Origin of the sequence: Paenarthrobacter sp. CC6, assembly GCF_040560085.1 — a bacterium.
Lineage (GTDB): Bacteria > Actinomycetota > Actinomycetes > Actinomycetales > Micrococcaceae > Arthrobacter > Arthrobacter nicotinovorans.
Window position 1 is genome coordinate 38,632 of record NZ_JARDAN010000009.1, and the last position, 20,263, is coordinate 58,894.

General features: G+C 63.5%; 20 protein-coding genes. 16 read left to right on the plus strand and 4 right to left on the minus strand.

What is annotated here, in order from left to right:
- The first annotated feature begins 14 nt into the window (after window positions 1-14).
- The 3 genes from PV760_RS10425 to PV760_RS10435 are packed head-to-tail and all read left to right on the plus strand — an operon-like array spanning window position 15 to window position 2,672.
- Entirely contained in the window at window positions 15-740 is a 726-nt protein-coding gene (locus PV760_RS10425; protein ID WP_018778692.1) for a DUF5998 family protein, read from the plus strand.
- Window positions 737-1,957: an alkaline phosphatase family protein gene (locus PV760_RS10430; protein WP_354627687.1), complete on the plus strand. Its 1,221-nt coding sequence runs from the start codon at window positions 737-739 to the stop codon at window positions 1,955-1,957. Before PV760_RS10425 ends, PV760_RS10430 begins: the two co-directional genes overlap by 4 nt.
- A complete protein-coding gene (locus tag PV760_RS10435; protein WP_018778690.1) occupies window positions 1,950-2,672 on the plus strand; it encodes a thymidine kinase in 723 nt (240 codons plus the stop codon). Before PV760_RS10430 ends, PV760_RS10435 begins: the two co-directional genes overlap by 8 nt.
- Here the strand turns inward: PV760_RS10435 and sepH are convergent.
- On the minus strand, window positions 2,669-3,994 hold the full coding sequence (gene sepH, locus PV760_RS10440; RefSeq protein WP_018778689.1) for a septation protein SepH: 1,326 nt from the start codon (window positions 3,992-3,994) through the stop codon (window positions 2,669-2,671). The two genes, PV760_RS10435 and sepH, sit on opposite strands and share 4 nt — an antisense overlap.
- Before the next feature lie 287 nt (window positions 3,995-4,281).
- On the opposite strand from sepH, the gene PV760_RS10445 reads away from it, so the two are divergent.
- Window positions 4,282-4,581 (plus strand): DUF4193 domain-containing protein, encoded by a 300-nt coding sequence (locus tag PV760_RS10445; RefSeq protein ID WP_018778688.1) that lies wholly within the window; start codon window positions 4,282-4,284, stop codon window positions 4,579-4,581.
- Between the two features lie 24 nt (window positions 4,582-4,605).
- On the opposite strand, the gene PV760_RS10450 is transcribed toward PV760_RS10445, so the two are convergent.
- The gene (locus tag PV760_RS10450) at window positions 4,606-5,103 is read right to left on the minus strand and encodes a DUF3093 domain-containing protein (protein WP_018778687.1); all 498 of its coding nucleotides are present in this window, start codon (window positions 5,101-5,103) and stop codon (window positions 4,606-4,608) included.
- Between the two features lie 94 nt (window positions 5,104-5,197).
- Between PV760_RS10450 and dut the strand changes: the two genes are divergently transcribed.
- The 4 genes from dut to PV760_RS10470 all read left to right on the plus strand — a co-directional run bounded on the left by dut (window position 5,198) and on the right by PV760_RS10470 (window position 7,753).
- Window positions 5,198-5,728, plus strand: a complete 531-nt coding sequence (gene dut / locus PV760_RS10455; RefSeq protein ID WP_354627688.1) for a dUTP diphosphatase — start codon at window positions 5,198-5,200, stop codon at window positions 5,726-5,728.
- Between the two features lie 117 nt (window positions 5,729-5,845).
- Window positions 5,846-6,604 carry a DUF3710 domain-containing protein gene (locus PV760_RS10460; protein WP_354627689.1) on the plus strand — a complete coding sequence of 253 codons (759 nt, stop codon included), beginning with the start codon at window positions 5,846-5,848 and terminating at the stop codon, window positions 6,602-6,604.
- The gene (locus PV760_RS10465) at window positions 6,597-6,974 is read left to right on the plus strand and encodes a hypothetical protein (RefSeq protein WP_018778684.1); all 378 of its coding nucleotides are present in this window, start codon (window positions 6,597-6,599) and stop codon (window positions 6,972-6,974) included. Before PV760_RS10460 ends, PV760_RS10465 begins: the two co-directional genes overlap by 8 nt.
- Window positions 6,971-7,753 carry a DUF3159 domain-containing protein gene (locus PV760_RS10470; RefSeq protein ID WP_018778683.1) on the plus strand — a complete coding sequence of 261 codons (783 nt, stop codon included), beginning with the start codon at window positions 6,971-6,973 and terminating at the stop codon, window positions 7,751-7,753. Before PV760_RS10465 ends, PV760_RS10470 begins: the two co-directional genes overlap by 4 nt.
- Here PV760_RS10470 and PV760_RS10475 read toward each other — a convergent pair.
- Complete coding sequence (locus PV760_RS10475) at window positions 7,720-8,454, minus strand: potassium channel family protein (RefSeq protein ID WP_018778682.1); 735 nt, start codon at window positions 8,452-8,454, stop codon at window positions 7,720-7,722. The genes PV760_RS10470 and PV760_RS10475 overlap by 34 nt on opposite strands.
- On the minus strand, window positions 8,454-9,125 hold the full coding sequence (locus PV760_RS10480; RefSeq protein ID WP_026267290.1) for a potassium channel family protein: 672 nt from the start codon (window positions 9,123-9,125) through the stop codon (window positions 8,454-8,456). Before PV760_RS10480 ends, PV760_RS10475 begins: the two co-directional genes overlap by 1 nt.
- A 114-nt stretch (window positions 9,126-9,239) precedes the next feature.
- On the opposite strand from PV760_RS10480, the gene PV760_RS10485 reads away from it, so the two are divergent.
- From PV760_RS10485 to PV760_RS10520, 8 genes are all read left to right on the plus strand, one after another.
- Window positions 9,240-11,216, plus strand: coding sequence for an APC family permease (locus PV760_RS10485; protein ID WP_039240785.1), 1,977 nt, complete (start codon window positions 9,240-9,242; stop codon window positions 11,214-11,216).
- Entirely contained in the window at window positions 11,213-12,589 is a 1,377-nt protein-coding gene (locus tag PV760_RS10490; RefSeq protein ID WP_354627690.1) for a class I SAM-dependent RNA methyltransferase, read from the plus strand. The genes PV760_RS10485 and PV760_RS10490 overlap by 4 nt, the downstream gene beginning before the upstream one ends.
- A gap of 230 nt (window positions 12,590-12,819) precedes the next feature.
- Complete coding sequence (locus PV760_RS10495; protein WP_018778678.1) at window positions 12,820-15,627, plus strand: aconitate hydratase; 2,808 nt, start codon at window positions 12,820-12,822, stop codon at window positions 15,625-15,627.
- 178 nt (window positions 15,628-15,805) lie between these two features.
- A complete protein-coding gene (gene dxs, locus PV760_RS10500; protein WP_018778677.1) occupies window positions 15,806-17,779 on the plus strand; it encodes a 1-deoxy-D-xylulose-5-phosphate synthase in 1,974 nt (657 codons plus the stop codon).
- Window positions 17,776-18,345, plus strand: coding sequence for a DUF402 domain-containing protein (locus PV760_RS10505; RefSeq protein ID WP_354627691.1), 570 nt, complete (start codon window positions 17,776-17,778; stop codon window positions 18,343-18,345). Before dxs ends, PV760_RS10505 begins: the two co-directional genes overlap by 4 nt.
- Window positions 18,342-18,902 carry a hypothetical protein gene (locus PV760_RS10510; RefSeq protein WP_039240788.1) on the plus strand — a complete coding sequence of 187 codons (561 nt, stop codon included), beginning with the start codon at window positions 18,342-18,344 and terminating at the stop codon, window positions 18,900-18,902. Before PV760_RS10505 ends, PV760_RS10510 begins: the two co-directional genes overlap by 4 nt.
- A 30-nt stretch (window positions 18,903-18,932) precedes the next feature.
- The gene (locus PV760_RS10515) at window positions 18,933-19,157 is read left to right on the plus strand and encodes a helix-hairpin-helix domain-containing protein (RefSeq protein ID WP_018778674.1); all 225 of its coding nucleotides are present in this window, start codon (window positions 18,933-18,935) and stop codon (window positions 19,155-19,157) included.
- 54 nt (window positions 19,158-19,211) lie between these two features.
- Entirely contained in the window at window positions 19,212-20,189 is a 978-nt protein-coding gene (locus PV760_RS10520) for an aldo/keto reductase (protein WP_354627692.1), read from the plus strand.
- Window positions 20,190-20,263 lie beyond the last annotated feature (74 nt).

The following is a 20,263-nucleotide window of genomic DNA, read 5'->3' on the forward strand; positions in this document are numbered from 1 at the left end:
GTGAAAATGGGGGAATGAGCACCCAGTCTCCGACGCCTCAGTCCCGCCCGTCCTCCACCGGGAACCACGCAGGACACCACCACAGTTCCCAAGGACAAAGCCTGGAGCAGGCCCTGCAGCAGGCCGGGTTCTACCCGCGTTTGGTGGCCGACGTCGTTGACGATGCCCTCGATGGCCGCGAGTGCTTGTCGCACTTGGTCCACCTCGAGACGCACTTCGACCGCGCGGAGGTCCGCCGGCACATCACCGTGCTTGTCCTCACGGAGGACATGCTGGTGATTACCCATGTGGATGACCAGCAACTGGACGAGGCCGGTGAGCAGATCGTTGCCCAGATCTCCACGGAGTCGGTACCTGTTGCCCAGATCCGTTCGGTGGTCCTTAGTTACATGTACTCCCAGCCGCAAAACTACAAACCATCCGATCCCGTGCGCGAGTTGACGGTATCCATAGCCTGGTCCGGCGGACAACGGCTGGACATGGGCCCTGCAAGCTGCGGAGACCCCCAGTGCGAAGCTGACCACGGCTACAGCGGAACCATCGCCCAGGAAGACATCGTTCTGCGTATCAGTGCAGAAGCCGATGGACTGCAGGCCGTCCAGGACGCCAAACTCTTCGCCAGGGCGCTGCGCGCAGTCAACACGGGAAATCCCGCCCCGGTCCAGCACTCCGGCATTCCGGCCCCCAGGCCGCGTTCGGGCGTCTTCAGCAGCCGCCTGAGCCGTGGGCACCAGCGTTGAGGGACACCGCGCAGACCCCCGCGCCGGTGGACTCCGCGGCAGCTGACCTTCCAGCTCCACCCCTTTACGGGACAAAATCGATCGCTGAAGTCTTGACGAGTTCCGCGGCGGCGCTCAGGGTCCCCGGTTTCAGCAACCAACTCCAGCTGCCGTCCACCCACCGGGTCTGTGTCGTGCTGGCCGACGGCTTGGGAAGGAGCCTGCTCAAGCAAAAGGCTTCCCACACGCCGTTCCTGCGTTCGGTCATTGCGGCGGGCCAGAGAAGCGTCCCGCAGTGGATTGACTCCGCCTTTCCGAGCACCACGGCCGCTTCCCTTGCCAGCCTTGGCACGGGGCTGGCCGCCGGGCAGCACGGGATGGTGGGGTACGACGTCCTGGACCCTGGACAGGACAAGGTGGTCAACCTCCTTGGGAACTGGGACCCCCAGGTGGATCCCGCTCTCTGGCAGCCCAATGCCACGGTCTTTGAACGCGTGGCCGCCGAGCTGGACGTTGTCACGGTCAGCCTGCCCCAGTTTGGGAATTCACCCATGACCCAGGCTGCGCTCCGGGGAAGCCGGTTCATTGGAGGGACCAGCTTGCACGCAAGAACTGCTGCTGCGGCTGAAGCCATGTCCGGTGGTGGCCGGTCCTTGATGTACTTCTACGTCAATGAACTCGACAAAGCCGGTCACCGTTACGGCTGCCAGTCCGATCGCTGGGAGCACCAGCTCGAAGAGCTTGATTCCACGGTGAAGCGGCTTTCCGCCACGCTGCCGGCAGGGACCACCATCCTGTTGACCGGTGACCACGGCATGCTCGACGTCCCTGCATCCCAGCGGATCGACTACGCGGCCGATGCCTCGTTGGTGGCCGGTGTCCGGCACACAGCCGGGGAACCACGCATGGTGCACCTCTATCTGGAACCTGACGCCACAGAGGCACACCGCGATTCGCTGGTTGATGCCTGGCGCCGGCGCTTTGGCGAACGGATCTGGGTCTTCACCCGCGACCAGGCAGTGGCAGCCGGCTTGTTTGGCGACGTCCTTCCCGAGGTAGCTCCGCGCATTGGTGACCTCATGATTGCCGCCAGGGACACCTTGGCCCTGTACGACACCCGCCGTGCCCGACCAGCCTCGCTTGAGGTGGTGGGCCAGCACGGTTCACTGACCCGCGCCGAACGCGAAGTGCCGCTTCTCTGCTTCCCTGCGGCGGGCAGGCAGGGCAAACGTGGCTGAGCTGGTCTTCTTCTCCGGCACCATGGACTGCGGAAAATCGACGTTGGCCCTCCAAATGGACCACAACCACCGTGCCCGGGGCCGCGGTGGGGTCCGGTTCAGCTGCAACGACAGGGCAGGTGATTCCACGATTTCCAGCAGGCTGGGGCTCCAGACCGATGCCGTGGAGGTGGGGGGCGACACGGACTTCTGGGACGAAGTCGTAATCCGCCGCACCAGCGGACTTCGCGTGGATTACCTCATCTGCGACGAAGCACAGTTCTACTCACCGGTCCAGGTGGAGCAGCTGGCGCGGGTAGTGGACGAGATGGACGTCGACGTTTTCGCTTTTGGAATCACGTCCGATTTCCGCACCAGGCTGTTCCCGGGATCCCAGCGGCTCATCGAGTTGGCCGACAAGGTTCAGGTCCTGCAGGTCGAGGCACTCTGTTGGTGTGGCCGCCGGGCAACCCAGAATGCGCGCACACTCAACGGCATCATGGTGGTGGAAGGCGAACAGGTCATGGTGGGTGATGTCGCTCCCACCGCCTCAGACGCCGATGCGCAAGACCGGGCCGATGCCGGCGTCGTCGGTTACGAGACTCTGTGCCGACGCCATTACATGCGAAGGGTCACGGCCCACGGGGCCAACCTCATGGCGGGCGGCGATCAGCCGTTGCCGTTCGACATCGATGCGTGCCTCTGGCCGGGAGCCGGACAACAGGCCCAGCGCTAGTCTCCGCGCGCTCCGAACACGATCTCATCCCAGCTGGGGATGCTGGACCTCTTGGGGCGTGCTGGTTGGCGTTCGGCAGGGGCGTCGGCGGGTTGCGGTGCCCCGGGCTCGGTGGATTCATCCGCCGCTGTTTCGTCCGTGGACGTCTCCTGCTGGCGCCCGGCAGCAGGGGCTGGAGTTTCGCTGCCCGGGCCGCCACCCAGGAGCTCGTCGAGACCGGCCGGCTTACGGCCGGTCAGTGAAGTAACAGGACGAACCGGGCCGGCCACCACCGTGATTTCGCGGGTGTCAGTGCTGACGCCGTTGTGAAGCTTCAGGGAATCGTCATCGTCATCAGCCTCGACGTGCCGGGGGGCAAGGCTCAGCCGGGAAAGCATTGAGGGTCGTCCGTCCTTGCGTGCAGGTTCCTCGGCAACGGGGACACTGGAAGCGCCCTGGGAAAGAACGTCGTCCTCGGGGGCATCAGTAGCGTCGTCGCCAGGTCGGGGATGGGCCGCAGGCACGTTGCTCAACAAGACGGCCAACGCGTCGTCGCCGTCTTCGTCGACGCCCAAGCGCTGTCCCCGGCGTGAACGGAGCATTTCCAGGAGGCTGTCCGATTCCTTCGCCGAGGCACGGGCGGCAGTTTCGGCATCGGTCTCAAAATCGAAAGGGCGGTCCGAGACGGCGGCGAGCCGTCGGGCAGGCACCGGGCCATCCAGTGGTTCAAGTTCGCTGAGCTGCTGGGCCCAACGGTTTGCGTTTTGCAGTGACTTGCGTTGCGGACTGAACGTCCACATGGCGGGAGGTTCCTCACCAATGCTGGCGTGCGAGCCTGGAGCGGTCTCGAACCTGGCAACCACTGTCCAGGAACCATCAGGGCGGCGCCAGGAATCCCACTCGAGCGTCGATGAGTCGATGCCGTGGGCGGACAGCCTGTGGTCCACCATTTCACCAAGGGTGGCGGGGGCATCCCCGAAAGCCGAACGGTAGGCGTCGTGGCCCGGAGCGGGGGACGCCACTTCGATGGCACGCGCTTGCCGGGCAACGTACTCGCGCTCGGCGAGGACGGGTCCCTCGTAACGCTGGACATTGGCGAGAGGGAGCCCTGACAACTCGGACACTTCGGCTGCTGTTGCCCCGCTGCGGATCCTGGCCTGGATGTCCCTGGGGGACATGGCGATCGGCGTGTTGGAGGCGCGGGCGGCCACCTGAGCCGGGGTACGGCTCGCTGCCGCCCTCAGAGCTTCGTCGATCGGCAGCTGGAACATCGCACCGCCCGGGCCGCTTAAGAGCAGGTGCCCGCCGTCGTCGTGGACGCCTACCAGCCGTAGATCCTGCATAACACCCTCCACCACATGGCATAACTGACATTCGAAACTCTGCCATCAGCGGGGGCCTTTTCCTACTAGGAGCGAGGGCGTGCCGTGATATTCCGCAGAAACCGGCCGGATTCGACCCCATGCTGTGCTGCGGCGGGGGGCTATGGACTTTTGCCGGACGCCGGAGGACAATCTGGCCGATATCGGGCACAAATCCCGTGCGTCCGGTGTTGCACCCATACACCGGTGGCGGACAGGGAGCCGTCCCGGATCCCACCCAGAGCAGGTATGGAGGACGAAGAAAGACCATGGCCACGGATTACGATGCTCCTCGAAAGACCGAGGAAGACGTCAGCGAGGATTCCCTGGAGGAACTCAAGACGCGCCAATCGGGGAAACAGTCCTCAGCAGTGGACGTCGATGAGACCGATCTTGCCGATGGGTTCGAACTCCCGGGAGCCGACCTCTCCGGAGAAGAGCTCCTGATTCAGGTCATGCCACCGCAACCTGACGAGTTCACCTGTTTCAACTGTTTCCTGGTCAAGCACAGGTCCCAGATCGCTGCAGAACGGGGCGGTCACCTGTATTGCACGGAATGTGAAAGCTAGGCGGCCCGTGCCCGCGGGCAGGAACTAGGCGCGGGGTGTGCTGAGGGCAGCGACGAGCTCGTCGGGCCGGCGGGAGGAAGCGAGCCAGTAAGGGGTGCGGTCGGCCGGGTCCGTGATTTCGATCTTGACCACGGGGTCGATCCAACCCCTGAAGCACATGTAGGCCAGCCCGTTCAGGCGCGGTCCGCGTTCGGCGGTTGCTTCGGCTTTCTTGAACGCCTGGACCGAACCCACGAACGCGCGGTCGATGCTGGCACGCCCCACGCGCACAGTGTCTGCGGTGACGGTGATGGTGGGAGTGGAAAGTACCAGCATGGTGGTCATGATGGCCAGCAAGGCGAGGGCTGCGATAATTCCGGCCATAGGGCTGATCGGTCCGAACATCAGCAGGCCTGCGCTTGACAGGCCCAGGACCACAATCCAGATCCACAACGACGGCCACAGCTTCTCCGTGTACAGGACCCCGGAAGTTGCTGGGGTGTTCCGGGCAGGCACGGGGGAAGACTGGTCAGGCGTAGGCATGTACCCAGCTTATCCGGCGGCTGACACCACTGCGTGCATGCCTGCGGGGCCGCAACCGGAGCAGGCAGCGCCAATAACAGTAGAATGAACCACTGTGAGTAACGAGACCGCAGTATTCAGTACAGACACCGCCAGCCCTGATGCGGAGACCACCGCAGCGTACGGTTCCCCGACCCTGGACGTGCAGCTGAAAATGCTCGACGCCGGCCTGGAAGCCCCGTCCTACGCCCACCCAGGCGATGCCGGAGCCGACCTTCGCGCCCGCGAGGACGTGCATCTGGCCCCGGGGGAACGGAAGCTCGTTCCGACGGGGGTCTCCATCGCCTTGCCCGACGGCTTCGTCGCCCTCATCCATCCGAGGTCGGGACTCGCCACCAAACACGGGCTGACTGTCGTCAATGCTCCGGGAACCGTCGATGCCGGATACCGCGGCGAGATTGCCGTGACACTGCTCAATACCGATCAAAACAGCGCCATCAGCCTCAAGCGCGGCGATAGAATTGCACAGATGGTGATTCAGCGTGTGGAGTACGCGCGGTTCGTTACCGTGGACCAGTTGTCCGATTCCGTCCGCGGCACCGGCGGCTTCGGTTCCACGGGCGGATTCAACGCACCGAAGGCCTGAGCCGACTACTCAATCGGCGCGTGCTGCCGACTGCCCTCTGACGCTGTTGCGCGGTTAACGTGGATTAACGTGGTTGCGGTTTACTTGGGGACAGACCACTACTAAGGAGAAAACCCAATGCTTTTTGGGCGCGGCAAGAAGTCCAAGGCCGAGCGGTCTGACACCGCCGGCACCGTCGAGGTATCCGGTGCCGAGGCGCAAGATCCCCAAACCAGTGAGTCCCCGGCGCGGGGTGACTTCCGTCTGGGCAAAGGTCCCCTGGACGTGGATGAAATCGACAGTCGCGAGGGGTACGTTGACCTGGGTGCCCTGCTGATCGCGCCCGCCGAAGGTCTCCAGCTCCGCCTTGAGGTGGAAGAAGCAACCCAACGCGTGGTGGCAGTGACGCTGGATCTGGCAGGTTCCAGCCTGCAGTTGCAGGCATTTGCTGCACCACGTTCGGAAGGGCTGTGGGATGAAATCCGGGAACAGATCACCCAGTCCGTAGCAAGCCAGGGCGGCGAAACGGAAGAAATCCAGGGAGACTTCGGTACCGAACTCGTAGCCAAGCTGCCGGCCGAGGCCGCCGATGGAAGCAAGGGATTCCGCGCAGCCCGCTTCATGGGCGTGGACGGGCCCCGCTGGTTCCTGCGCGGCGTGCTCGGTGGGCAGGCTGCCCTGGAACGTGACGCCGCAGCAGGCCTGGAGGAGCTCTTCCGCCGCGTAGTAGTGGTCCGCGGCGACAATCCGATGCCGCCACGAGAACTGCTGCAGCTGCGCTTGCCCAAGGATGCAGCCGTTCCCGGCCCGGCCGCCGCTCCCCAGGGAGCCGTGCCGCCGTCGGACTCCACCCTTCAGCAGCCCGAGCGAGGCCCGGAGATCACCCAGATTGGCTGACTCGCCGGGCCACGGGGGAGTGGCGTCGCAGCGCCCCGGGGACCGGGGGATCCGTGATCTTCCCGAGCGGGGAAGGGCAGTATGCACGGGGATCATCGAGTCGGTGACGCACCAGCCACCCAGCGAACAGCCATTTTTCTCCGCTATGGTGGTGGACGCCCTCAGGCCGGGAATCCAGCCCTCCGCGACGAGCGGGGGAGCCAGGAAGCCCTACGACCGCCTGCGCGTCATCTGGCTCGGCCGGACACGTGTACCGGGAATCGAAGCCGGCGTGGAACTTCGCCTCAACGGCATGGTGACGCAGCTTGACGGTTTCCCGGCAATGTTCAACCCGCGCTACGAAATACTTTCCCGTCAGGAGCACCTATGACCGTCGCCAACGGATCAGACCCCAAGGACACCGGACCGTCTTCGCCCCAACGCGGCGAGGGGCCTGGTCTGGAGGCACCGGCGCCCGACACGGATAAGCCGCGCATGTCCGACATCGCCGCCGGATACGCCGAAAAAGCAGGACTTCACCGCAACAGCGCCGGCCACGTGGACATGTTGAAGTCGGCCGGTGGTGTGCAAGGCATTGCCGAGAGTATCCTGCCGGGGCTTGTCTTCCTGGTGACCTTTACCATCACCCGGGACCTGACGCCGTCGCTTGTTGCCGCCCTGGCGACTGCAGCAGTCTTTACCGTCGTCCGCCTGATCCAGCGGCGCCCCCTGACGCAGGCGCTGGCAGGCGTGGTTGGAGTCGGTATTTCCGCCTGGCTGGCGAACACCACGGGGAAGGCCGAGGACTTCTACGTGCTCGGGTTCTTCACCAACCTCGCGTATATCGCCGCCATGGTCCTTTCCATCGTGCTCAAATGGCCCGTGGCCGGCCTGCTCTTCGGGTTCGTCCGCAATGAGGGCCTTGAATGGCGGAAGGATCCGGAGCGGCTCCGCGCTTACAAGCTCGGCACCTGGATCGTGGTGGCTGTGCTCGCCCTGCGCCTGGTAGTGCAGGTTCCCCTGTACTTCATGGGCGAGGACGGGTTGACCGCACTTGCCACCACCCGGCTCCTGATGGGTGCCCCGCTCTACATCCTGGGGTTGTGGGTGGCGTGGCTGGTCACCAAGCCCGGAGTTCAGCCGTCGAAGCCGTCGTCGTCGGACGCTTGAGCCGTTTCCGCGGCGTGTTCGCCGGAGTCTTCGCCGGCGCCTGAATTCTTCGACAACAGTGCCCGCAGACCATCTTCCGCCGCGATGGTGGTGACGAAGAAGAGCTCGTCGCCACCATCGAGGACGTCGTCCCGCGTGGGGGTGATGGGGGCCTGGTCGCGCAAAATGGCCACAAGTGTTGAATCTTCGGGCCATTCAATGGCACCCACGGTGCTCCCAATCACATGGGAGTCGTGCGGAACCGTGAACTCCACGATTGATGCCACACCGGTTTGCAGGGTCAGCAGGCGCACGATGTCGCCAATCTCCACGGCTTCCTCGACGAGGGCCGTCATGAGCTGCGGAGTATTGACCGCCACGTCAACACCCCAGGAGTCGTTGAACATCCAGTCATTCTTCGGGTTGTTGACGCGTCCGACGGTGCGTCCGACGCCGAACTCGGTCTTGGCGAGAAGCGACACGACCAGATTTACTTTGTCGTCGCCTGTGGCTGAAACCACGACGTCGGCATCGTCAAGTTTGGCGTCCTGCAAGGTGCTTAGCTCACAGGCGTCGCCCACCAGCCACCGGGCACCGCGGAGTCCGCTGCGCCCGATGACCTCGGGTTTGAGATCGATGAGCAGGATCTGGTGATGGTGGGCCAGGAGCTCGCGCGCAATGGACGAGCCGACGCTGCCTGCGCCAACAATGACAACTTTCACTAAGACTCCTTGGCGGGTGCTTTGGCGAGGATCCGGCTGATCTCGGATGTTCGGTCCAGGCTCAGCATGGCGTGGACTGTATCGCCTTCCTGGTAGGCCGTGCCGGCCTGCGGAAGCAGGCCCTCTCCGAAGCGGGTAAGAAAGGCGATGCGTATACCGGCGGCCTCTTCGATGGAGCTGAGCCTGTGGCCGATCCAATCCTGGTGCAGGTCCACTTCAGCCAGGACCAAACGGCCTGAGGGTTCGCGGTAATCGCCTGCCAGGTGTTGTTCGGGCAGGATGCGGCGAAGGACCTGATCCGCACTCCAACGCACGGCGGCAACGGTGGGGATGCCCAGACGCTGGTAGATCTCGGCGCGTCCCGGATCGTAGATGCGGGCCACCACGTGGGCAACGTGGAAGGTCTCGCGGGCCACCCTGGTGGCCAGGATGTTCGAGTTATCGCCGCTGGAGACCGCTGCGAAAGCGTAGGCTTCCTCCACGCCGGCCTGCTTGAGGGTGTCCCGGTCAAAGCCCACTCCGGTGACCTTGCGCCCGGTAAAGGACTTCCGCAACCGGCGGAAGGCCCGCTCGTCCTGATCGATGATGGCCACGGAATGGCCTGCATCCTCCAAAGTGTGTGCCAGAGTTGCGCCAACACGCCCGCAACCCATGATCACGAAGTGAGCCACCATGTCTCCTAATGTGTGTTGTCCCTGCCGCTCGGTATGACTTTACCGTCGCCGGCTGGCTAAGCACGCCTTCGTCGTCATGACATCGCAGGGTATTCAGAGTAGCTTTGCGGAGTGCTGACAATTTTGAATGCCGCGAAGCGGGTGCTGGTGGGCCGGCCTGTCCGGAACGACCGCCTGTCCCACACGCTGTTGCCCAAACGCATCGCATTGCCGATCTTCGCCTCGGACGCCCTGTCGTCGGTGGCGTACGCCCCGGATGAAATCCTGCTTACGCTCGCCTTGGCCGGGGTCAGCGCCGTGGCGTTCTCGCCCCTGGTTGGCCTCGCCGTCATGGTGGTGTTGCTCACAGTGGTGGCCTCGTACCGCCAAAACGTCCATGCCTACCCGTCCGGTGGCGGCGACTATGAGATCGCGAACGTCAACCTCGGCAAGTATGCGGGCCTTACGGTTGCGTCGGCCCTGCTGGTTGACTACGTCCTCACCGTCGCGGTGTCCATGTCGTCGGCTGCGACGTACCTGACCACCGCCATCCCCTCGCTCCACGGCCAGCAGGCGTTGATCGCCACCATAGGTGTCACCATCCTTGCGTTGGTCAACCTGCGGGGAATCAAGGAAGCCGGCACGGTCTTCGCCATTCCTACCTACATCTTCATGGCGTCCATCCTGGGCATGACGGCCGTTGGAATCTTCCAGGCGGCGACCGGACAACTGGGGGAGGCCCCGTCAGCCAACTTCACAATCGTTCCCGCGCCCGGATTCGATGAAGGCCTGGTGGGACTTGCCGGCGCCTTCCTGCTGCTTCGGGCCTTCTCCTCGGGAGCCGCGGCCCTCACCGGCGTCGAAGCCATCAGCAACGGCGTACCCAACTTCAAGAAGCCCAAGAGCAAGAATGCAGCGACGACGCTGCTGCTCCTGGGTGTCATTGCCGCTTCGATGCTGGCTGGAATCCTCTACCTGGCCAATGCCACGAAGGTGCACATCGTCCTGGACCCGGCAAAGGAGTTCCTGGTGGACGGCAAGCCGCTTCCCGAGGGCTACATCCAAACCCCGGCCATCAGCCAGATCGCCGATACGATCTTCGGCTCCGGCTCCATCCTCTTCTACATCGTCGTTGCAGCCACCGGCATCATCCTGGTGTTTGCCTCCAACACCGCCTTCAACGGATTTCCCGTACTGGGCTCCATCCTGGCGCAGGACGGCTATCTTCCGCGCCAGTTGCGGACCAGGGGTGACAGGTTGGCGTTCAGCAACGGTGTCCTGGCCCTGGCAGCCGGGGCGTTGGTGCTCATCCTCGCGTTCAACGCCGATGTCACCAAGCTGATCCAGCTTTACATCGTGGGCGTCTTCATCTCCTTCACCGCAAGCCAGCTGGGCATGATCCGCCACTGGGGCCGTGAGCTGAAGCTGGCCAAGGACAAGGTTGTCCGGCGGCGCATCATCAAATCCCGCACCATCAACATGATGGGCTTCGGGATGACGGCACTGGTGCTGGTGATTGTCCTCATCACAAAGTTTGAACAGGGTGCCTGGATCGCCCTGCTCGCGATGTTCATCCTCTTCCTCATCATGTGGAGCATCCGGGCCCACTATGACAATGTCGCCAAGGAACTCGCAGTCGACGAAGACTCCTCTCCCCGCGCACTGCCTACCCGGGTCCATGCCGTACTTCTCGTCTCGCACGTGCGTAAACCGGTCCTGAGGGCTCTGGCCTATGCCCGCGCATCAAGGCCATCACGTTTGGACGCCGTCACCGTGGACATCAACTCCGAAGAGACGGAACACACCGTCAGGGACTGGGAAAAACTGGAAATTCCCGTTCCCTTGACGGTTTTGGCCAGCCCCTACCGTGAAACTGTCACGCCCATCATGGACTACATCAAAACCATGCGCCGGGACTCTCCACGCGACCTCATCGTCGTGTACATCCCGGAGTATGTGGTGGGCAAGTGGTGGGAACAGCTGGTCCACAACCAGACAGCACTCAGAATCAAGACGAGGCTCCACTTTGAACCCGGAGTCATGGTTGCCAGCGTTCCGTGGCAACTGAAGTCGTCAGAAGAAGCAAAGGCACTGCAGGATACCCAATGACCCCCCACAGCAATCCGCCCCGCACGGGGCACAGCGACACTCACGGAGCCCAGGCAGCGGACGGTGATGAACTCGTCGTCAGCGTCGGTCCGATCGCCCACGGCGGGCATTTCGTCGCACGTCACGAGGGCCGCGTTATTTTCGTCCGGCATGCCATCCCCGGTGAGAAGGTCCGCGTCCGGTTGACCGACTCGGGTGACTCGTCGCGCTTCTGGCGCGCCGACGTCGTGGAGGTCCTGGACGCTTCGCCCGACCGCGTTCCGCACTTTTGGAAGGCGGCGGATTCCCTGGCGTCCTGGAACCGGGGTGCCCCGCCGGTCGGCGGCGCCGAACTGGGGCACATCTCGCTCGAGCGGCAGCGTGGCCTGAAAGCAGAGGTTCTCGCCGAACAGCTGAAACGGCTCGCCGGCCTGGATCTCGCCACCGAGGTGGAGGCAGTCGGCGGGAACCACGACGACGGACTCGGCTGGCGTACGCGCGCCAGCTTCGCGGTGACCTCCAACGGACGCTTGGGCATGCATGCCCACCGCTCGGACATGGTGCTTCCGGTCAAGGAAATGCCGTTGGCCCTCCAGGGGATCAACGACCTCCGGCTTTGGGACATTGACCTTTCCGGCATAGCCCGCGTGGAGGTCGCTGTCCCAGCCAACGGTTCCAGGCCCCTGATCCTCCTGGCTCCGGAGGAAGGCACCAGCCCCAAACGCTTGCACAGCATCGTCTCCCAACTGCCAAGCGACGTCTCCGTGGCGGGATTCGATCCCATCAAGGGCGAGGTCCAGCAACTGCGGGGGAGGACCTGGGTCCAGGAGAGTGCCGCAGGCCACGACTACCGGGTAACAGGAGAGGGTTTCTGGCAAATCCATAAGGACGCACCGGACACCCTGGTTGGAGCTGTGACGGACTATCTTTCCCGCGGCGGGTATCTGGAGCCCGGTGCGGCGGTCGCCGATCTCTACGCCGGCGCCGGGCTGTTTACGGCCCCTCTGGCGGACGCCGTAGGGATCACTGGTTCGGTCCTCTCTGTCGAGGGCTCGCCGGGCACCAGCCGGGACGCCCGCAAGAACCTCCATGGAGCGCCCCAGGTGGAAATAGTCCAGGGCCGCGTGGAGCGGGTCCTGCACCAGCGGTCCCGCAGCTTCGACTCCTTGGTGCTGGATCCGCCCAGGGCCGGCGCAGGCAAAACCGTGGTCAAGCAATTGATGGCCACCGGCCCGCGTGCAATCGCCTATGTGTCCTGCGATCCCGCTTCCTTTGCGCGTGATCTGGGTTACTTCCATCAGGGTGGATGGCGGCTGGAGTCGCTGCGGGCTTTTGATCTCTACCCCAACACCCATCATCTCGAAACGGTTGGCTTGATCGTTCCGGCCGCCTAGCTGGGCCGGTCCCCGTCCGCGCGAGACTGCGGACGGGGCGGCTTTGGCGGATGGCTGCCCGTGGCGGAGACAATGCCACTACGATGGGCGTAGTAGTCCCGCTCCGCAGGAATGAACACCCCCGGGGTGGGGTGACCAACAGAGATGCCGCGCGGCTAAGTAAGGTCCACCTAACTGGCTAGCGGCCAACCACGCGACAAAGATGAAACTGTTGCGAGAGGAGTCCTGCCATGAGCACTGTGGACAGCTTCGGTTCCAAAGGCGTACTGAATGTAGCCGGCACCGACTATGAAATTTTCCGGTTGAACTCCGTAGAGGGCGCAGACAGCCTTCCGTTCAGCCTCAAGGTATTGCTTGAAAACCTCCTGCGGACTGAGGATGGCGCCAATATAACGGCTGACCATGTCCGCGCCCTGGCCGGTTGGGATCCCAACGCGGAGCCCGACACGGAAATCCAGTTCACCCCGGCACGTGTCATCATGCAGGACTTCACTGGCGTTCCCTGCGTTGTTGACCTGGCCACCATGCGTGAAGCCGTCAAGGAACTTGGCGGCGACCCCAAGCGCGTCAACCCGTTGGCGCCTGCGGAAATGGTTATCGACCACTCCGTCCAGATCGACGCGTTCGGTAACTCGGGCGCGCTGGAACGCAACATGGAGATCGAGTACCAGCGCAATGGTGAGCGCTACCAGTTCCTTCGCTGGGGCCAGACCGCGTTCGACGACTTCAAGGTCGTTCCCCCGGGAACCGGTATTGTCCACCAGGTCAACATCGAGTACCTGGCACGCACCGTGATGACCCGCGAGGTTGACGGCGTCGTCCGTGCCTATCCCGACACATGTGTGGGCACTGACTCCCACACGACCATGGTCAACGGCCTTGGCATCCTGGGTTGGGGCGTCGGTGGCATCGAAGCCGAGGCAGCAATGCTCGGCCAGCCGGTCTCCATGCTCATTCCGCGTGTTGTCGGCTTCAAGCTCAACGGCAGCATTCCGGCCGGCGCAACCGCTACGGACGTCGTCCTGACCATCACCGAAATGCTGCGCAAGCACGGTGTTGTGGGCAAGTTCGTCGAGTTCTACGGCGAAGGCGTTGCGGCTGTGCCGCTGGCCAACCGCGCCACCATCGGCAACATGAGCCCGGAATTCGGTTCCACGGCCGCCATGTTCCCGATCGACGACGTCACCTTGGACTACCTGCGCCTGACGGGCCGCTCAGAAGAGAACGTCGCCCTGGTGGAGGCGTACACCAAAGAGCAGGGCCTCTGGCACGACCCGTCCCGCGAACTGCGTTTCTCAGAGTTCCTCGAGCTGGACCTCTCCACCGTTGTTCCGTCGATCTCCGGCCCGAAGCGTCCCCAGGACCGCATCGAGCTCACGGATGCCAAGGAGCAGTTCCGCAAGGACATCCACAACTACGTCTCCATCGAAGACGGCAGCGTGGACGAGGCCTTGGACGAATCCTTCCCCGCTTCCGATTCGCCGTCCTTCACGCACGCCGACTCGCACACCACGGAGACGGCACGCGTTGCGTCCGCCGCCAATGGTGCGAACGGCCGTCCGTCGTCGCCGGTTCACGTGAAGACCGCTGACGGACGCGAATTCGAACTGGACCACGGCGCAGTGTCGATCGCCTCGATCACGTCCTGCACCAACACGTCCAACCCTTCCGTCATGCTGGCTGCCGCCCTCCTGGCACGCAACGCCGTGGACAAGGGCCTCACCTCCAAGCCGTGGGTCAAGACGTCCGTCGCCCCCGGCTCCAAGGTGGTCACGGACTACTACGAAAAGTCCGGCCTGACCCCGTACCTCGAGAAGCTCGGCTTCTACATCGTGGGTTACGGCTGCGCCACGTGCATCGGCAACTCCGGCCCGCTTGAGCCGGAAATCTCCGAAGCAATCCAGGCCAACGACCTCTCCGTGACGGCAGTCCTCTCGGGCAACCGCAACTTCGAAGGCCGCATCAACCCGGACGTAAAGATGAACTACCTGGCTTCGCCGCCGCTGGTCATCGCTTACGCACTGGCTGGTTCCATGGACTTCGACTTCGACACCGATGCCCTGGGCACCGACTCCGAAGGCAACGAGGTGTTCCTGAAGGACATCTGGCCGAACCCGACCGAGGTGCAGGAAGTCATTGACTCCTCCATCGACGAGGCCATGTTCGCCAAGGGTTATGAAGGCGTCTTCGACGGCGACGACCGCTGGAAGGCACTCGACACCCCTGCCGGTGACACCTTCGCCTGGGCCGAGGACTCCACCTACGTGCGGAAGCCCCCATACTTCGAGGGCATGAAGGCGCAGCCGGATCCCGTCAAGGACATCTCGGGTGCCCGCGTGCTCCTGAAGCTTGGCGATTCCGTCACCACGGACCACATCTCCCCGGCCGGCTCCTTCAAGTCGGACACCCCCGCCGGCCAGTACCTCCTGGCCAACGGTGTGGAGCGCAAGGACTTCAACTCCTACGGCTCACGCCGTGGCAACCACGAAGTCATGATCCGCGGTACCTTCGCCAACATCCGCATCAAGAACCAGCTCCTGGACGGCGTCGAAGGTGGCTTCACCCGCGACTTCAGCCAGGAAGGCGCACCGCAGGCCTACGTCTACGACGCCGCCCAGAACTACCAGGCTGCGGGAACGCCGCTGGTTGTCCTGGCAGGCAAGGAATACGGTTCCGGTTCGTCCCGTGACTGGGCAGCCAAGGGCACTGCGCTCCTGGGTGTCAAGGCAGTCATCGCCGAGAGCTACGAGCGCATCCACCGCTCCAACCTGATCGGCATGGGTGTCCTTCCGCTCCAGTTCCCGGCCGGTGAGTCGGCTGCAACGCTGGGCCTGACCGGTACGGAAACCTTTGCAGTTGAGGGCGTCACCGAGCTGAACAACGGCACCACGCCGAAGACGCTCAAGGTCACGGCAACGGCTGAGGACGGCACGTCCAAGTCCTTCGATGCTGTGCTGCGTATCGATACCCCGGGCGAAGCGGACTACTACCGCAACGGTGGCATCCTGCAGTACGTTCTGCGTCAGATCTCCGCATAACGTAATCCGGCTGGTTTCAGCCGATTACGGTGCCATGCAGCCCCGGCTGGTCGATTGACCGGCCGGGGCTGCTGGCGTCCGGGATAATTCCGCCCCGCCGAAGCGGTGGCCGGGGGAACGCGCGGCACCGGGCACGCGCTAAAGTTAACGAGCACGTCATTCACCCTAAGGAGGGCCGTTGGGACTTTTGGAAACCGTCAAGGATCCACAGGACCTGGCCAAACTGTCCGGCAAAGAGCTGGAAGAATTGGCTGGCGAAATCAGGAAGTTCCTGATCACCAACGTCGCCGCGACAGGCGGCCACCTCGGTCCGAACCTGGGCGTGGTTGAACTTACCCTTGCAGTCCACCGGATGTTCGATTCGCCGCGCGACAGCATCGTCTTTGATACCGGCCACCAGTCCTATGTCCATAAACTTCTGACGGGTCGCCAGGACTTCAGTACCCTCCGTCAACAGGGTGGGCTCTCCGGCTACCCGGAGCGGGCCGAGTCCGAACACGACATCGTGGAAAGCTCCCACGCCTCGTCGTCCTTGTCCTGGGCCGACGGAATCTCCCGCGCCCGCCAGCTCACCGGTGAAGGTGACCGGTTCGTCGTCGCGGTTGTCGGCGATGGTGCGCTGACAGGTGGCATGACATGGGAGGCCATCAACAACATTGCCGCTGACAAGCGGCGACGCGTCGTGATCGTGGTCAACGACAACGGACGTTCCTACGCGCCCACTGTCGGTGGTTTTGCCGACTACCTTGCCTCGTTGCGCCCCACGATCGATTCGCTCCGCACTGCCCCCGCGTACGAGCGGATGCTCGACTGGTGGAAGAAGAAGCTGCAGAACGGCGGCCCGGCCGGCCAGTTCACCTACAAGAGCCTGCACGCCATGAAGAAGGGCATCAAGGACTGGTGGGCCCCGCAAGGCATGTTCGAGGACCTGGGGATGAAGTACATCGGCCCCGTCGACGGACACAACCTCCAGGCCATGGAGCATGCCCTCAACACGGCCAAAGCCTACGGCGGGCCTGTCATTGTGCATGCCATGACCGAGAAGGGGCACGGGTACGCACCCGCCCTCGCCAACGAGGCGGACCAGTTCCACGCCGTGGGCATCATCGACCCCGAAACAGGGGAGTCCACTGAAATCCCCGGTGCCAGGTCGTGGACCTCGGTGTTCGCCGAAGAGATCGCGGACATTGCTGACGAGCGCGAGGACATCGTCGGCATCACCGGCGCCATGCTCATCCCGGTTGGGCTGCATAAGTTCGCTGAGCGCCACCCTGAACGCGTCATCGATGTCGGCATCGCCGAGCAACATGCCCTGACCTCGGCCGCAGGAATGGCCTTCGGCGGCCTGCACCCTGTGGTTGCCGTGTACGCAACCTTCCTGAACCGTGCCTTCGACCAGCTCCTTATGGACGTTGCGTTGCACAAGGCCGGTGTCACCATTGTCCTGGACCGCGCCGGAGTGACCGGACCGGACGGGCCCAGCCACCACGGCATGTGGGATATGGCCATGGTCCAGATTGTTCCTGGCCTCCATTTGGCTGCCCCCCGCGATGCCACCCGGCTCCGCGAAGAACTCCGTGAGGCTGTTGCCATCAACGATGCTCCCACCGTTGTGCGCTTCTCCAAGGGCAGTGTCGGTTCCGAAGTTGAAGCCATCGAACGGCTCCACGACGGCGTGGACATCCTTGCGCGCAGGCCTGCAGGCTCCACTGAGAACGACGTCCTGATCGTCAGCGTAGGTGCGATGTCCGAGTTGGCCTTGGACGTGGCCGACCGCCTGGGCGCCCAAGGCATCAGTTCAACGGTGGTGGATCCGCGGTGGGTCCTTCCCGTCCGGAAATCAATCATCGCCCTTGCAGCCCGTCACCGCCTGGTGATCTGCATCGAGGACGGCGTACGTGCCGGTGGCGTTGGTTCCCGCATCCGTCAGGAAATGCGTGCAGCCGGCGTGGATACTGCCCTGAACGAGGTCGGCTTGCCGGTGGAGTTCCTGGTGCACGGTTCCCGGAGCCAGGTGCTGGAACGCGTCGGGCTCACCGCGCAAAAGATAACGCACGACGTCGTTGCCCAGGTTTTGGGGACCAAGGTCCCCTTTGCACGCCCCCTCCCGGGTCAGGAGCACCCCACTACAGGCAGCTTGCCCACCCTGTGAGGGACGATCGCGGACCGGGCGCCCTGCAGCCTGGAGACCTTGTTGTGGCGCGGAACAGGAAGTGGGACGGCACCGCCCACTGGGTTGTTCCCGGCCGTTATCTTGGTGAGGACATTTACGGCTGGTGGATATTCCAGGGCGCAGGGGAGTTCTGTTCCCGCCCGGGGGCAGCGTTCTACACCGCTTCTGATGCCATCTTGCTTGTACCCAGGACAGGCGAGTACGTGGCAACGTTCTACGATGACAGCTACCCGGGCGACTTCCGCATTTATGTGGACCTGGCCACCGCCCACGCCTGGACTCCCATCAAAGCCGGTGTGACCGAGTTCCACATGATCGACATGGACCTGGACGTCATCCGTTCCACCACGCACGGGGTGTTTGTTGATGATGAGGACGAGTTCGAGGAACACCGGGCAGCCATGGGCTATCCGGGACAAACAGTGGACGCCATGCGTACCGAATGCGCAGCGCTATACGAAGCAGTGGACACCATGAAACCACCGTTCGACGTTCTGGGGTTCAACAGTCCCAGCGCCGAGTGGTTCAGGAAAGGACGCGCATGACCGGGATTATCCGGACGTACAAGACAGACGACGAGGGTGTACTGCACTTTCGCGAAGCCTGGTACGACGACGAAGACCAGCAGTTCGTGGTTAACCACGGGGTAGTTGGCCACCAGAGCAAGACCAACGAAACCGGAGTGGATGACGAGTCCGCTGTCGAAGGTTTGATGACCGCCTTTGCCGCCCAATGCGAGGAAGACGGCTACGCCGAGATTCCCGAGTCCGAGCAGTTCTGGGTGGTGGCGCAGATTGCGCTGAAGACCAAGGACGGCACAGAACGCGACCGCCATCTGGAAAGGAAGGCGAAAGCGGCCCTTACCGGCGAACTGGCGTGGCGTGGACTGGGGATCGTGGACCGCTCTGAGATCGGCAACGGCCACCTCAACATCTTTTGCCTGTGCCCGGATGTCAACAAAGCCGTCAACGCCATCAAGATCTGTGTCCGCGGCGAAGACTTGGACTTCACGAAGCTCACCGTGGCTGCCGCGCCCCATGGAGATCCCGCAGCGTTCAAGGTGAAGCACTCGCCGAAGCAAGGTATGGGCTTTAGTCTCTAAGTAGCACCCAATGCACGAGAAGGGAACCCCATGTCGTCCAAGAGCAACTGGCCCGGACATACACCTTTGCCCAAGGGCCTGGCAGCACCGGCCAAGCGCGCACTGGCCCATCAGGGCATAGAAACATTGGAGCAGCTGGCCGAGTACGGTGAGGGCCAGGTTTCCAAGCTCCATGGCATGGGTCCAGTGGCCATCGCCCAGCTTGAGGATGCCATGGAGGAATCGGGAATCACCTACGGTACTGCCGGCGGCTAGGGTTTTGTTGCCCGGGGTGACTATCTTCCCGTGGGAGCGGGATAGGGTGAATTCATGACTGAATACCGACGCCTTGGCCATTCCGGACTGACCGTCTCAGCTGTAGGGCTGGGCTGCAACAACCTGGGGCGTGCCAATACGCCCACGGAGTCCCAGGAAGGCACTGACGCAGTTGTCCGCGCCGCCGTTGAAGCAGGGGTGACGTTCTTCGACGTCGCCGATGTCTACGGACGCGAGCCGGGGCTCAGCGAAACCATGCTGGGAAAGGCTCTGAAGGGCCGCCGGGACGATGTCGTGATCGGCACGAAGTTCGGCATGGACATGCGCGGGGTGAACGGCAATGACTTCGATGCCCGTGGTTCGCGGCGGTACATCGTCAAGGCCGTCGAAGCCTCCCTGCGCCGGCTGGACACTGACTGGATCGACCTTTACCAGTTCCACACGCCTGATCCCCGGACGCCGATTGAGGAAACTCTGGCTGCCCTGGATGACCTGGTCTCCAGCGGCAAAGTCCGTTACATCGGGCATTCCAACTTTGCCGGCTGGCAAATAGCGCAGGCCGAGTATGTGGGACGCGAATCAGGTGGTGTCCGCTTCATTTCCACGCAGAACCACTACAACCTGCTGGACCGCCGCGCCGAGCTTGAGGTCCTTCCCGCGGCACAGGCGTTCTCCCTGGGCGTGTTGCCGTACTTCCCCCTCGCCAACGGGCTGCTCACGGGAAAGTATTCGGCGGGCAAGGCGCCGGAGGGCTCCAGGCTGAGCCATACACGGACCAACCTGGTGCACGACGCCGACTGGGAGCAGCTGGGCCGCTTCGGCCAGTTCGCCAAGGAGCGCGGCATCAGCGAGTTGCAGTTGGCTTTCTCCTGGCTCGCTGCCCAACCCGGAGTCAGCAGCGTTATCGCCGGTGCGACGCGGCCCGAACAGGTCCGCGAGAATGCTGAAGCGGTCTGCTGGGTACCAACCCAGGAAGACCGTGACGAGCTGGACGACATCTTCCCGAAATCGCCCAAGGTGGCGCTCTTCTGATCCGATACAGAACTGGCCGGCCCCGGAGCAACTGCTCCGGGGCCGGCCTGTTTTACTGTTTGGCCTGTTCCACT